Below are 13814 nucleotides of genomic sequence, written 5' to 3' on the forward strand. Positions count from 1 at the left end.
GCCAGTTTGCCGCATGACAAGAGCCGGTCCGGACTTTCCCGGGCCGGCTTTTGCTTTTATCAGATGATCTCAACTGGCCATCCCCACGTAACGGTCGAGAAACATTCACCAGGACAACACAATGAACGCACTTCCCGCCCATTGGCCCTCCGACCATCCGCCCGTCAATTTCGGCAAGGTCGGTGTGCTGCTCGTCAACCTGGGAACGCCCGATGGCACGGACTACCGGTCCATGCGCCGTTATCTCGAGGAGTTCCTGACAGACAAGCGCGTCATCGAGTGGTCGCGGTGGTTCTGGTACCCCATCCTCTACGGGATCGTGCTGAACAAGCGTCCGCAAAAGGTTGGCAAGGCCTATGAGGAGATCTGGAACAAGGATCTCGACGAGAGCTATCTGCGCACCTACACCCGCAACCAGGCCGAAAAGCTGGCGGTTGCGCTGAAAGACCTGCCCAATGTGCATGTGGACTGGGCCATGCGCTATGGCCAGCCCGCCATCCAGGCGAAGATGAACGAAATGCAGAAGGCCGGATGCGAGCGCATCCTCGTCTACCCGCTCTATCCCCAATATGCCGCCGCCACCACCGCAACCGTGAATGACGAGGCCTTCAAGGCACTGTTGAAGATGCGTTGGCAGCCGGCGCTGCGAACGGTTCCGCAATATGCAGACGACCCGGTCTATATCGAGGCACTGGCCAATTCCATCAACCAGCACCTCGCCTCGCTCGACTGGGAACCGGAGCTGGTGATCACCTCCTATCACGGCATTCCGAAGTCCTACTTCATGAAGGGCGATCCCTATCACTGCCAGTGTTACAAGACGACGCGCCTGCTGCGCGAACATCTCGGCTGGGAGAAGGAGAAGCTGATGGTCACCTTCCAATCCCGCTTCGGGCCGGAAGAATGGCTGCAGCCCTATACCGACAAGACCGTGGAGAAGCTCGCCAAGGAAGGCGTCAAGCGCATCGCCATCATGAATCCGGGCTTCGTCTCGGACTGCCTCGAAACGCTCGAGGAAATCGCGGGCGAAGCGGGCGAGGATTTCCTGCACAATGGTGGTGAGAAATTTTCCCACATCCCCTGTCTCAACGACAGTGATAATGGCATGCGCGTCATCGAAAACGTCGTGCGCCGGGAACTGCAGGGCTGGGCCTGAGACCTTTTTCGACCGGTCTGCGGTGATGGATAAAAAGGGGACAGCCGAGAGGCTGCCCCCCTTTTTCTTTGCCCTTGAATCCCGGTTGCAAGAGGAAGAGATCGCGGATGGTCCGGAACCGGCGGAAGGATGCAACCCAGACGATGCTCGCCCTTCGTCCCCTTTCCGACACCGCCCCATTTTTCAGCAGGCCTGCACAATATTAGTGCATCATTTCATTCGGTTAGTCTCTCACGGCGCCCGCGTCGCCGCAGCCCGAAAGACAACCCGAAGCTGTCTGGAGACACATGGCCGGGCACCGACCACACCCTAAGCCCTTGGATTAAAATGCAATTTTAAATGGGTGATTTCTTATATTAATGTTCCATTTAACAATGATCCCTAGAATTAGGGGGAGTTGAAGGAGACCAATATGAAATTTATCACGTCCGCATTGGCATCGACATTCCTCGCCATGTCGCTGGCGACTGCGCATGCAGAACCGCCTCAGCCAGACATGGACAAGCTTATCTCGCCCGAGCTCCTGCAGCAGATTCGGGAGTTCATCTCTGCCGAAATCGTGACCATATCGGTCCAGGCGCAGAACGCTCGCCTGACCAACTTGTCTCAGGAAAAGATCGACACTCTGGACAATCAGTGGAAGGCCGAGCGCGAGGCTGCCGACAAGCCACTGATCGCAGCCACGCTTTCCAGCCCGCTGTCCGTCTACCTTGCCCGCATCCAGGGCAAGTCCCTCGGCCTCTTCCCCGAAATCTTCGTGATGGACCAGAATGGCCTGAATGTCGGCCAAAGTTCAATCACCAGCGATTTCTGGCAGGGCGACGAGGGCAAGTTCCAGAAAACCTACGACGTCTCTGAAGACGCGATTTTCATCGATGAGGCCGAGTGGGACGACGAGGTCAAGATCTGGCGGAACCAGGTGAGCTTCACTCTGGTCGATAGCGCCAAGAAGAAGATCGGCGCCGCGACCGTCGAACTCAACCTGACGGAACTCGAGCGCCGGGCTCTCGCCGGCAGCTGATCCGTGATCACGACCCCATGATGGCGGTTGTCCTGCAAACCATGACCCAATTCGACCCCGACCGGGACAGGATTTCACTATGCTCAAGAACTTATCCGTAAGCGCCAAGGGCTTTCTCGCTTTCGGACTCCTTGCCGCCATCGCGATCGCAGCCTCCACCTTCATGCACAACCGCGCCGTCGTTGCGAGTGAGCAGGTCGCCGAGACCGCCCTCGTGACCCATATGGTGGAAGCCATCGACGAGTTCTCCGAAGACCTCAACATTGCGGACCGTCAACTGAAGACCTTCCTTCTGACGGGCAACCGCGACTATGCAGCGGGCGCGCAGAGCACTGCAGCCAGGATGGACACGGAAAAGTCGAGCGTCGAGGCACTGATTTCGAAATCTGCTCCCGCAGAACTGGCAAAGTTCGGGGAAGCGATCACCGCCTACGATGCGTGGAAGACGAATTTTCTGGAGCGGCAGATCCTGCTGATGCGTGATCCCGCGACGGTCGAACTCGCCCGGGCGATCGAAGTCACCGGCGGAGGCGATGCTCTGGTCAAGGCTTTCGAGGATAATCTCTCCGAACTCAAGGACACACTTTCGGCCCGCGCAAGCACCGCCGCCGATCATCAGAGCGCCGCGCTTTCCCTGGTGGAATCGGTCAGCCTCGCCGCCTCGATCATCATCGGCTGTGCAGCCGTCCTCATGGGCTTCCTGAACTTCCAGCTCGTGTCCAAGCCACTCAGCAAGCTCGCTGATGCCACGACCCGTCTGTCGGAAGGCCATCTCGATGTCGTCATCGATCAGGGCGGCAAGGACGAGATCGGCCGCATGGCGGCTGCCATGCAGGTCTTCCGCGAAGCGGCCATGGCCAACAAGCGCCTCGAGGCCGAGGCCGACGGCAACCGCCGCCAGGCGGAAGCCGACCGCATCGCAGCCCAGCAGCGTGCAGAGGCGGATGCCGCCGCTCGACTGCAGGCGGCAACCTCCGGTCTCGCAGCCGGCCTCAAGCGCCTCGCATCCGGCGATCTCGCCTTCCAGATCAACGAAGCCTTCTCTCCGGATTTCGAAAGCTTGCGGCACGACTTCAACCAGTCCATTCGCCAGTTGAACCAGACGATGGCCGCGATCACCAACAGCGTGTCCACCATGGAAACCGGCACCCGCGAAATCGCTTCCGGTACAGACCACCTGTCGAAGCGAACCGAGCAGCAGGCTGCAGCCCTCGAAGAAACTGCAGCAGCCGTCGAGGAAATCACCGCCAACGTCCAGAATTCAACCAAGCGGACGGAAGAAGCCCGCTCCGTGGCGGCCCAGGCCAACACCTCCGCGACCCAGTCCTCGGAAGTCGTCGCGAAGGCCGAAGACGCGATGCGCCGCATCGAAGGCTCGTCGCAGCAGATCTCCAACATCATTGGCGTCATCGACGAAATCGCCTTCCAGACCAACCTGCTCGCCCTCAATGCAGGCGTCGAAGCGGCGCGCGCCGGTGAAGCCGGCAAGGGCTTTGCCGTCGTTGCCCAGGAAGTCCGCGAATTGGCCCAGCGCTCGGCAAACGCTGCCAAGGAGATCAAGGCGCTGATCCAGAATTCCTCGACGGAAGTCGCAGGCGGTGTCGATCTCGTCCGCAAGACCGGTGAGGCCCTGCGCACCATTGGCGGCTTCATCACCGAGATGAACACCCACATGGATGCCATCGCCCTGTCGGCCAAGGAACAGGCGACCGGCCTCACGGAAGTCAACCATGCCGTCAACTCGATGGACCAGACGACCCAGCAGAACGCAGCCATGGTCGAGGAATCAAATGCCGCCTCCGGAGCTCTGGCAACGGAAGCTGCAAAGCTGCGGGACCTGATCTCGCACTTCACCATCGACGGTGTTCAGCAGGCCCAGGCTTCGGCCCTGCGCGACACCGCACGCACGATGGCTCAGCCGTCCGCCTCCGCGAACCGCGCTCCGCCAGCACGTGCGGCGCAACCCGCACGCTCCGTCGCCCATGCCCCGCGTAGCCACGGCAATGCCGCGGTCGCCCAGGACAACTGGGAAGAATTCTGAGACGAAACAGCTCGGACGAAACGAGATCAGGGCGGCGGGAGCGATCCCGCCGCCCTTCTTCGTTTCCACCGACCGCTGCGATAGGTAGGTAATTGGCCCATGTGACGGACAAAGCTTGCATTTGCCTTGGCGCCCCACAATGTTAGACCGAAGGGGCGCGGTCCATCTTCGCGCCACAGCTGGAGGATTTCATGCCCATCACCGGTCCGGATATTGTCGTCATTGCACTCGTCGTGCTCGTCATCCTGGTGCTGTTTGCCGGTATCAAGACCGTGCCGCAGGGTTACCGCTATACGATCGAGCGGTTCGGCCGCTACACGCGCACACTGGAGCCGGGCCTCAACCTGATCATCCCCTTCTTCGAGCGCATCGGCGCCAAGATGAATGTCATGGAGCAGGTTCTCGACGTTCCCACCCAGGAGGTGATCACCCGGGATAATGCCTCTGTGTCGGCCGACGCCGTTGCCTTCTACCAGGTGTTGAACGCCGCCGAGGCCGCCTATCAGGTGGCCAATCTGGAAAACGCCATCCTCAACCTGACCATGACCAACATCCGTTCGGTCATGGGCTCGATGGATCTCGATGAACTCCTCTCCAATCGCGAGGTGATCAACGATCGCCTGCTGCGCGTGGTCGACGAAGCCGTGCGCCCCTGGGGGATCAAGGTCACGCGCGTCGAAATCAAGGACATCCAGCCGCCCGCCGATCTCGTCGCGGCCATGGGCCGACAGATGAAGGCCGAGCGTGAAAAGCGTGCCCAGGTCCTGGAAGCAGAGGGCTTCCGCAACGCCCAGATCCTGCGTGCCGAAGGGGCCAAGCAGTCGGCCATCCTGGAGGCCGAGGGCGAGCGCGAAGCCGCCTACCGCGAAGCGGAAGCCCGCGAACGCCTGGCGGAAGCCGAAGCCACAGCCACACGTCTCGTCTCCGAGGCGATCGCCGCCGGTGACGTCAACGCCATCAACTACTTCGTCGCCCAGAAATACACGGAAGCGATGACCGCGATCGGCACGGCCAGCAATTCGAAGATCGTCCTGATGCCGATGGAGGCTACCTCGTTGATCGGCTCGCTCGGCGGCATCGGCGCCATTGCCCGCGAAGTCTTCGGAGAAGACAAGCGCCCTGCCCCGGCACGGCCGACGACGCCGCCCCGCACCACCCCGCCAATTTCCTCCTTCAACCCCAACGGCGAGTGACGCCCATGCTTGGCCGGATCATCACCGAACTCGGTCCCTGGAGCTGGTGGGTTCTCGGCATGCTGCTTCTGGCGGCAGAACTCGTGATGCCCGGCGTCTTTCTGGTCTGGATCGGTCTCGGCGCCGTCCTCACCGGAGCCGTATCGCTGCTGCTCTGGGACGCCGGCTTCTGGACATGGCAGCTGCAGTCACTTCTCTTCGCCGCCAGTGCCATCGCCTTCACCCTCGCCGGCCGGCGCTATTTTTCGCGGCACGAGACGGACAGCGACCAGCCACTGCTCAACCAGCGGGGCGCAAGTCTCGTCGGCCGCACGGCGGTCCTCGCCGAACCGATCCGCGAGGGCCGTGGCCGCATCCGCCTGGATGACACTTTCTGGCTGGTGTCTGGCCCCGATCTGCCGAGCGGGGCAAGGGTCAAGATTATTTCCAGCAACGGCCGAGATCTGACCGTCGAGGAGGCTTGAAAGCCCTCAGGCCACGCCGATCCTGAGCAGGTCATGGAAGTGGATGAGGCCGACAGGCGTATTCTCGTCGTCGACGACGATCAGCGCACCGATCCCATGCTTGTTGATCATCGCCGCCGCGGTCGTGGCAAGCGCATCGCCCTTGATGACCTTCGGATTGATGGTCATGACATCCTCGACATTGAGGATGGAGAGATCGCGGGCGAGATTACGCGCCATGTCGCCTTCGGTGACGATGCCGCAGAGCTTGCCCCTCGCATCGGTAATCCCGACGCATCCGAAATGTTTGTGTGACAGCGTCTTGACCGCCTCGGGCATGGACGTGCCGAGTGGCACGAGCGGAAGTCGATCGCCGGTATGCATGATGTCACGCACATGGGTGAGTGCTGCGCCCAGCTTCCCGCCCGGATGGAAGGTGCGGAAATCGGACGGCGAAAAGCCACGTGCTTCCAGAAGTGCGATCGCGATCGCATCTCCGATTGCCAGCTGAAGGACGGCCGATGTCGTCGGCGCCAGCCCGTGCGGGCAGGCTTCCTGGATCTTTGGCATCAGCAGCACGACGTCGGCATTGCGCGCGAGCGTCGAGTTTTCGCCGGCCGTGATCGCGATCAGCGGGATCGAGAACCGGCGCGAAAAGGCGAGGATGCCCTGCAACTCGGCGGTCTCCCCACCCCAGGAGATCGCAAGGATCGCGTCGTCCTGGGCAATCATGCCGAGATCGCCATGATTGGCTTCCGCCGGATGCACGAAGAAAGCCGGTGTCCCCGTCGAGGCGAAGGTGGCTGCGATCTTCGAGCCGATATGGCCGCTCTTGCCCACGCCCGTGACGATCACGCGGCCGGTGATCTCCCCGATTGTCTTTACGGCGTTGCAGAACGGCGCGGCCAGCGGCCCGGCTAGCGCCTCTTCCAACATGCGCAATCCCTCGCGCTCTATCGAGACGACCCGGAGAGCGGATTCGGTGGCACTGGCTTCGACGAGATTGACTGCGCGCTTGATCATGCCGTCCCTTACTGCGTTTGTCGGCCGCTGTAAATTCTCGTGCGATGTCGCGGGCTGCGGCATCTCGGTCAGAAGCGCAACCATGCGCCCGAAACCAAACATTAACCATCAGGCTTTACGTTTGGGTAAGTATTGCAGATTGCCGGGCCCAGGAATGAACTCAATCGAAAAACGGGATACGCGCGGCACAGGCCGCCTCGGGCTGCGCGCCTTTGCGGGCGTGCTGGCGCTGTCCGTGTTCGTGCATCCATCCCTTCTCGCCGCCCAACAGACGGCAACGACCGGTTCGACATCGCAAGCCACTCTTCCCACCTGGTCCCCTCTGACCGGGTCGGGACAAACAGCGTCCGACGGCACCGCAGCGACTGCCACCTCGGCGTCGCCACAGACCGCCGCGTCCGCATCGGCGACCACAACCGATGCCATGGCAACCGGTACTGTGGCACCCGACAACCAGGCACTGGAACCGCTCGCCGATCCGGACGCCATCCCTGTCGAGGAAGATATCGGCCGGCAGAACCTGCGCGTGACGCGTCTCGACAACCCGACTGCCGACCGCATCCGCCGCGAACTCGATACGGAAGACGACAGCGGCATCCGCCTCGGCACTCTGATCCTGCGCCCTTCGATCAGCCAGAAGCTGGGCAGCGAAACGGAAAAGAGCGGAGGCGTGAAAAACGACCGCATCTTCTCCGAAACCGGCCTCAAGGGCACGCTCACATCAGACTGGTCGCGCCATGAACTCTCAATTGGTGCCGAAGGCGCATGGCAGGAAACGCTGTCAGGAGACGATACCGACAAGCCCAGCGCCAACATTGACGCACGCCTGCGACTCGATCTTGCCGATGACACCATCGCCACCCTGTCCGGCTCCTACAGCTTCGGCCGCGAAGACAGCGACGATCCGAACGCCGTCACGGGCGCAACGGTCCAGTCCGGGGTCCATCAATATGGTGCAGGCGCCTCGATCGAGCGGGACTTCGGTCTGATCCGTGGCTCCATTGCAGCCGACGTCATGCGCTTCCAGTATTCCGACGCCCAGCTTTCGGATGGCTCGACGCTCGAGCGCAGCGACCGAAACCGCAACCGCTATGCCTTGACGGGCCGGGTGGGTTACGAGCTCTCGCCCGCCCTCATACCCTTTGTCGAAGGCACGATCGGACGGATCGATTATGACGATGTCACGGATTCCAACGGCTATCGCCGCTCGGCCGATCTCTATGGCGCCAGGACCGGTGTGGCCGTTGATCTTGGCGAAAAACTGCGTGGCGAGATCGCCGTCGGACATGAAATCCAGAAATTCGAAGACGGGCGACTGGCGGAATTGTCGGCGCTGACCGTGGATGGCAACATCCTCTGGTCCCCGCGCGAAGGCACGAGCATCGACGTGACGCTCGACACGAGCATCGACCCGTCGACAACCGCCGGCGTGAACGGCGCGACGATCCATCTCCTCACGGCGCTGCTTTCCCATGATCTGCGCACGAACCTTGTCGCCCGCCTGACCGGCGGCACGACGTTTACGCGTTATGACGGGGATGCGGCGACGGCTGACACGACCGCTTATCTGGCAGGCGCCGGCCTGACCTGGAAGATCAACCGTCACCTGGACGCCACCGCAGATCTCACCTACGAGCGCACGTACTACACGTCCGGCGTGGACAATGACAGCCTGACGGCGCTGGTGGGCCTGACCGCCAAGCGCTGAGCCCGGCGGTCAGAACGCTATTACTTGAGGGCTGCGAGCAACGCCTTCAGCTGGTCTTCGATCGCCGGGCGGATGTCGGCGCGCTCGATGGCGAAGGCGACGTTGGCCAGGATGAAGCCATCCTTGGAACCGCAGTCGAAGGTCTGGCCCTTGAAGTGGTATCCGGAAAAATCCTGTTCCTTGGCAAGCTTCAGCATGCCATCGGTAAGCTGGATCTCATTGCCGGCGCCGCGCTCCTGTGTCGACAGGATCTCGAAAATTTCGGGCTGCAGGATGTAGCGGCCGTTGATGAAGAAGTTGGAGGGCGCAGACCCCTTTGCCGGCTTTTCCACCATCTGGTTGATCTTGAAGCCGCCTTCCAGCGTCTCGCCGACACCGACAATGCCGTATTTGTGCGCCTGTTCCGGCGCACATTCCTCGACCGCCACGATATTGCCGCCGGTCTTCTCGTAAAGTTCGACCATGCCCTTGAGGCAACCCTTTTCAGCGCGCATAATCATGTCAGGCAGAAGAAGGGCGAAGGGTTCGTGCCCCACGATGTCGCGTGCACACCAGACGGCGTGTCCGAGACCCAGCGGTTCCTGTTGGCGCGTAAAGCTGGTCTGGCCGGCAGTCGGCTGAAGCGAGTCGAGCAGCAGGAGTTCGGCATTCTTGTTGCGGGCTTTTAGCGTCTGCTCGAGTTCGAACTGGATGTCGAAATAATCCTCGATGACCGCTTTGCCTCGGCCGGTCACGAAGACGAGATGCTCAATCCCGGCCTCGATGGCCTCGTCGACCACATACTGGATGACTGGCTTGTCGACGACGGTGAGCATTTCCTTTGGCACCGCCTTGGTGGCCGGCAGAAAACGGGTGCCGAGGCCGGCAACGGGAAACACGGCTTTCCGGAGCTTTTTAGTCTGAACCACTCATCCCTCCTGGAGGATATAATCGATTAACGCCATCATGACGCCGTTACGCCCAGTAACATATAATTGCTTCGAAATGGCAAAGACTAAGCCTGGGCGAACAGCGTGGTAAACGGTTTGTTGACTGAACAGCGTTAACCTGTCGTGAACAGCCTTTGTTCCGGCTGCCCACACGAGAATGCACGGGAGATGCCCATGAAAAGACACCGCCCCAGCCTGCTCGGCGCGATTGCCCTGACCCTGTCGGCGGCGCTCATCCCGCTGGACGCCTTCGCGGACGCTGGCTTCCAGAAATGGATTCGCGACTTTTATCCGACGGCCGCCAAGGCCGGGATTACCGAACGCACCTATCGGCAGGCGTTCAACGGCGTGAACGAGCCTGATCAGTTCGTACTCGAAAAGGCGGCATACCAGCCGGAGTTCAAGTCGGAGATCTGGGACTATCTCGATAGCCGCGTGAACCCCTATACCGTGAAAGTCGGCCAGGAAATGCTGGCGAAGCATGGCCGGCTGCTGACGGCGCTGGAAAACCATTTCGGCGTCGACAAGCATGTGCTGCTCGCGATCTGGTCGATGGAATCGAATTATGGCGCAGCGCTCGAGCGTCCGGACCGACTGCACAACGTGCCGCGTTCGCTGGCCACACTCGCCTATGCCGACCGCAAGCGCGCCAAATTTGCCCGCTCGCAGCTGATTGCCGCACTCAAAATGCTGCAGAACGGCGACGTGTCCAACAAGAACCTCATGGGCTCCTGGGCCGGCGCCATGGGCCATACCCAGTTCATTCCGACGAGCTACCTGCTGTACGGCGTCGATGCCGACGGCAATGGCGACAAGGACATCTGGCACTCGATCCCCGACGCGCTGGCGACGGCCGCCAACCTCCTTGCCAAGAACAATTGGCAGACGGGCCGCACGTGGGGATATGAGATTGTCGTGCCGAAAGGCGGCCACAAATACAGCGGCCAGACCAAGACCGTTGCCCAGTGGCAGGCACTCGGCTTTGCCCGTCCGACCGGCAAGGGGTTCCGCAATGGCAGCGAGCGCGCCGAACTCAAGATGCTCGGCGGCTCCGGCGGCCCGGGCTTCCTGATGACCAAGAACTTCTTCGTCATCAAGCGCTACAACGCCGCCGACAGCTATGCGCTCGGCGTTGGCCTTCTCGCCGACGAAATCGCCGGATACGGCGGCATGAAGCAACGCTGGCCGCGGCCGAACGGCACGCTCGACATGAAGGAAAAATTCGAGCTGCAGACACGCTTGCAGGCGCTTGGCTACTACGACGGCAAGATTGACGGCAATTTCGGCTCCGGCTCGAAGGCCGCGATCACGGCCATTCAGCAACGCCTTGGCATGTCCGTCGATGGCCAGCCTTCACGCGTCCTGCTCGATGCCCTGCGCAACTGATCGCCACCGCGCAGAGCATTGCATAGATTGACTTACCGTCCGCCGCGATCCAGAAACATGGGATCGCGGCGGAATGTTTTTCCAGGCAAGGCCGTGGCGACAGCGAAGGAGTTTGACTTGAAGAGCCCGCGCGGAACACCTGCCCGCTTGCTGTGTTTCGGCCTCGCCCTGATGCTGGCCGCGACGGCCTTTGTCGGCTCGACCGCGCAGGCACAGCAGCCGGAGCGCCGCCGCAACTTGCTTGAGCTCCTCTTCGGTCAGCGCCAGCCGGCATATGTGCCGCCGCAGAACGTCCAGCGTCCGCGAGAGGGCAAGGTCCGCAAGAAAAGCAGTGGCAGCGTCACCACGATCAAGACGCGCGCGCCAACGACACGCGCTGCGGCCGCCCCGCCACCGCCGCCGAAGCTCGACACCGCCAAGAAGGTGCTCGTGGTCGGCGACTTTGTCGCGAGTTCATTGGGTGACGGACTGAAGACCGCCTTCGAGGGATCCCCCGGCGTCGTGGTCGAGAACCGGGCAAACGGATCCTCGGGCCTTGTGCGCGACGATTTCTACGACTGGCCCGGCGCGCTTCCGGCAATCGTCGCGGAGGTCAACCCGAGTGTTCTGGTGATCCAGGTTGGCGCCAATGACCGGCAACAACTCGTGACCCCGGACGGTCGTCTCGATTTCCGCACCGACCCCTGGTTCAGCGCCTATGGCGAACGCGTCACCCGCCTGGCGACGATTGCAGCTGAAACGCGCGTACCCGTGATCTGGGTCGGCCTGCCCGCCTTCCGGCCGCAGAACATGACGGCCGATGCGCTGCGTCTCAACGCCATTTATCGATCCAGCATCGAGAAGCTGAACGGCGAATTCGTCGATGTCTGGGAAGGCTTCGTCGACCAGGAAGGACGCTTCATCGTCACCGGCTCCGACATCAACGGCCAGCCGGTGCGCCTGCGCGGCAATGACGGCATCGGCTTTACCAGCCCCGGCAAGCGCAAACTCGCCTTCTATGTCGAAAAATCCGTGCGCCGTTATCTCGGCGACATGACGAGCCCGGATCTGATCCGGCTCGATGCGACGAACCTTCCAGCTCTGGTGAGCTTGCCGCCTTCGGAGAACAAGAGCATCATCACCACGCCGCCGATCGATCTCTTCGATCCGCAACTCGACGGCGCGGACGAGCTGCTGGGCGGTACGCTGCCGCCATCGTCGACATTTCCCACCCCCCGCGACCAGCTCGTCCAGAACGGCAGTCTGCCGGATCCGCCGGTCGGGAGGGTGGACTATGTAAAGCGCCCGCCGCCGGCGCCAGAGACCGCGACGCCCTGATCATCGCCGAATACGGACCGACAAAAAAGGCCGCCACCAGGGCGACCTTTTTCTCTATATCTGTGCGTGATTGACGCGCATCAGCGCGGCAAAACACTTTCGCCCATCAGCGCCTCGTCGATGGCGCGTGCGGCCTGGCGGCCTTCGCGGATCGCCCAGACGACCAGCGACTGGCCGCGACGGGCGTCGCCGGCGACCCAGACCTTGTCCACGGATGAACGATAGTCCTTGTCATTGGCAACAACATTGGTCGAACCGCGACGGTCCGTGTTCAGCTCAAGCTTGCCATCGAGGTCTTTGAGCACGCTGTCAGTGAACGGACCGGAGAAGCCAATGGCGATGAAGGCGAGATCCGCCTTGATGATGAACTCCGTGCCTGGGATCGGCTTGCGACGCTCATCCACCTGGCAACACTTCACGCCGGTCAGCACACCGTCTTCGCCGACGAATTCGAGCGTGGCAACCTGGAATTCGCGGTTGGCGCCTTCGGCCTGGGAGGAAGAGGTTCGCATCTTGGTCGCCCAGAAGGGCCAGATCGCAAGCTTGTCTTCCGTCTGCGGCGGACGCGGACGAATGTCGAGCTGGGTCACCTTGACGGCGCCCTGGCGGAAGGCCGTGCCGACGCAGTCGGATGCCGTATCACCACCACCGACGACGACGACATGCTTGCCGCCAGCGAGGATCGGATCGGCCGGCCAGCCGATGCTGTCGATGTTCTCGCGGCCGACCCGGCGGTTCTGCTGCACGAGATACGGCATGGCATCATGCACGCCATGGAACTCGACGCCGGGAATGCCGGCCTCGCGCGGGGTTTCCGAACCGCCGCAATAGAGCACGGCATCATAGTCTGCCCGCAGCGTCTCGACGGTCACGTCGACGCCGACGTTCACGCCACAATGGAAGGTGACGTTTTCCCCCTTCATCTGCTCGACGCGGCGGTCGATGAAGTTCTTTTCCATCTTGAAGTCCGGGATGCCGTAGCGCAGCAGCCCACCGGGCTTCGATTCACGCTCATAGACATGCACCTCGTGGCCGGCGCGACCGAGCTGCTGGGCGGCTGCGAGACCTGAGGGTCCGGAACCGATGACCGCAACCTTCTTGCCGGTATGGATCGTCGCCGGCTGCGGCACGATGAAGCCGAGCTCATAAGCCTTGTCGGCAATCGCCTGCTCGACGGTCTTGATCGCAACCGGGCTGTCTTCAAGGTTCAGCGTGCAGGCTTCCTCGCAAGGCGCTGGGCAAACGCGACCGGTGAATTCCGGGAAGTTGTTCGTCGAGTGGAGGTTGCGGATCGCCTCCTCCCACTTGTTGTTGTAGACAAGGTCGTTCCAGTCCGGGATCTGGTTGTGAACAGGACAGCCGGTCGGACCATGGCAATAGGGAATGCCACAATCCATGCAGCGCGCTGCCTGCTTGGTGACCTCAGCATCCGACATGGGGATGGTGAATTCGCGGAAATGGCGGATGCGGTCGGAGGCCGGCTGATACTTCGCCACCTGCCGGTCGATTTCCATGAAACCTGTAACCTTGCCCATTCTCTTTCCCTCAGCTCACAGAGGCGGCCATTGCGGCCCCCAGTACCAGTAGGCGATAGCGA

At 61.8% G+C, this 13814-nt stretch carries 11 protein-coding genes; 8 read left to right on the forward strand and 3 right to left on the reverse strand.

Going from position 1 to position 13814, the window contains the following annotated elements:
- Positions 1-121: 121 nt before the first annotated feature.
- The 5 genes from hemH to LJE98_RS07570 all read left to right on the forward strand — a co-directional run bounded on the left by hemH (position 122) and on the right by LJE98_RS07570 (position 5875).
- Positions 122-1156, forward strand: coding sequence for a ferrochelatase (gene hemH / locus LJE98_RS07550; protein ID WP_229574547.1), 1035 nt, complete (start codon positions 122-124; stop codon positions 1154-1156).
- Positions 1157-1568: 412 nt separating this feature from the next.
- Positions 1569-2177, forward strand: coding sequence for a hypothetical protein (locus tag LJE98_RS07555; protein WP_229574548.1), 609 nt, complete (start codon positions 1569-1571; stop codon positions 2175-2177).
- Between the two features lie 79 nt (positions 2178-2256).
- Entirely contained in the window at positions 2257-4218 is a 1962-nt protein-coding gene (locus LJE98_RS07560) for a methyl-accepting chemotaxis protein (protein WP_229574549.1), read from the forward strand.
- 191 nt (positions 4219-4409) lie between these two features.
- Positions 4410-5411 (forward strand): SPFH domain-containing protein, encoded by a 1002-nt coding sequence (locus LJE98_RS07565; RefSeq protein WP_229574550.1) that lies wholly within the window; start codon positions 4410-4412, stop codon positions 5409-5411.
- A gap of 5 nt (positions 5412-5416) precedes the next feature.
- Positions 5417-5875, forward strand: coding sequence for an NfeD family protein (locus tag LJE98_RS07570; RefSeq protein WP_229574551.1), 459 nt, complete (start codon positions 5417-5419; stop codon positions 5873-5875).
- A gap of 6 nt (positions 5876-5881) precedes the next feature.
- Here LJE98_RS07570 and LJE98_RS07575 read toward each other — a convergent pair whose 3' ends face one another.
- Positions 5882-6877, reverse strand: a complete 996-nt coding sequence (locus LJE98_RS07575; protein ID WP_229574552.1) for a KpsF/GutQ family sugar-phosphate isomerase — start codon at positions 6875-6877, stop codon at positions 5882-5884.
- Positions 6878-7031: 154 nt separating this feature from the next.
- Between LJE98_RS07575 and LJE98_RS07580 the strand changes: the two genes are divergently transcribed.
- Positions 7032-8585 carry an outer membrane beta-barrel protein gene (locus tag LJE98_RS07580; RefSeq protein WP_229574553.1) on the forward strand — a complete coding sequence of 518 codons (1554 nt, stop codon included), beginning with the start codon at positions 7032-7034 and terminating at the stop codon, positions 8583-8585.
- Positions 8586-8605: 20 nt separating this feature from the next.
- On the opposite strand, the gene galU is transcribed toward LJE98_RS07580, so the two are convergent.
- On the reverse strand, positions 8606-9493 hold the full coding sequence (gene galU / locus LJE98_RS07585) for a UTP--glucose-1-phosphate uridylyltransferase GalU (protein WP_229574554.1): 888 nt from the start codon (positions 9491-9493) through the stop codon (positions 8606-8608).
- Between the two features lie 195 nt (positions 9494-9688).
- Between galU and LJE98_RS07590 the strand changes: the two genes are divergently transcribed.
- Positions 9689-10900 (forward strand): lytic murein transglycosylase, encoded by a 1212-nt coding sequence (locus LJE98_RS07590; RefSeq protein WP_229574555.1) that lies wholly within the window; start codon positions 9689-9691, stop codon positions 10898-10900.
- A gap of 171 nt (positions 10901-11071) precedes the next feature.
- The gene (locus tag LJE98_RS07595; RefSeq protein WP_420710122.1) at positions 11072-12217 is read left to right on the forward strand and encodes a DUF459 domain-containing protein; all 1146 of its coding nucleotides are present in this window, start codon (positions 11072-11074) and stop codon (positions 12215-12217) included.
- An 80-nt stretch (positions 12218-12297) separates the two neighbouring features.
- Here LJE98_RS07595 and LJE98_RS07600 read toward each other — a convergent pair whose 3' ends face one another.
- The gene (locus LJE98_RS07600) at positions 12298-13752 is read right to left on the reverse strand and encodes a glutamate synthase subunit beta (protein WP_229574557.1); all 1455 of its coding nucleotides are present in this window, start codon (positions 13750-13752) and stop codon (positions 12298-12300) included.
- Positions 13753-13814: the final 62 nt, after the last annotated feature.

The organism is Rhizobium sp. 'Codium 1' (assembly GCF_020889605.1).
In the GTDB taxonomy this organism is placed as follows: Bacteria; Pseudomonadota; Alphaproteobacteria; order Rhizobiales; family Rhizobiaceae; genus Allorhizobium; species Allorhizobium algae.

What these genes read in the sequence shown, in the direction of transcription:
- LJE98_RS07600 (WP_229574557.1), bottom strand. Translation starts at nt 13,752, where the DNA reads ATGGGCAAGGTTACAGGTTTCATGGAAATCGACCGGCAGGTGGCGAAG.
- LJE98_RS07595 (WP_420710122.1), top strand. Translation starts at nt 11,072, where the DNA reads ATGCTGGCCGCGACGGCCTTTGTCGGCTCGACCGCGCAGGCACAGCAG.
- LJE98_RS07590 (WP_229574555.1), top strand. Translation starts at nt 9,689, where the DNA reads ATGAAAAGACACCGCCCCAGCCTGCTCGGCGCGATTGCCCTGACCCTG.
- LJE98_RS07565 (WP_229574550.1), top strand. Translation starts at nt 4,410, where the DNA reads ATGCCCATCACCGGTCCGGATATTGTCGTCATTGCACTCGTCGTGCTC.
- LJE98_RS07570 (WP_229574551.1), top strand. Translation starts at nt 5,417, where the DNA reads ATGCTTGGCCGGATCATCACCGAACTCGGTCCCTGGAGCTGGTGGGTT.
- LJE98_RS07555 (WP_229574548.1), top strand. Translation starts at nt 1,569, where the DNA reads ATGAAATTTATCACGTCCGCATTGGCATCGACATTCCTCGCCATGTCG.
- LJE98_RS07575 (WP_229574552.1), bottom strand. Translation starts at nt 6,877, where the DNA reads ATGATCAAGCGCGCAGTCAATCTCGTCGAAGCCAGTGCCACCGAATCC.
- LJE98_RS07580 (WP_229574553.1), top strand. Translation starts at nt 7,032, where the DNA reads ATGAACTCAATCGAAAAACGGGATACGCGCGGCACAGGCCGCCTCGGG.
- hemH (WP_229574547.1), top strand. Translation starts at nt 122, where the DNA reads ATGAACGCACTTCCCGCCCATTGGCCCTCCGACCATCCGCCCGTCAAT.
- LJE98_RS07560 (WP_229574549.1), top strand. Translation starts at nt 2,257, where the DNA reads ATGCTCAAGAACTTATCCGTAAGCGCCAAGGGCTTTCTCGCTTTCGGA.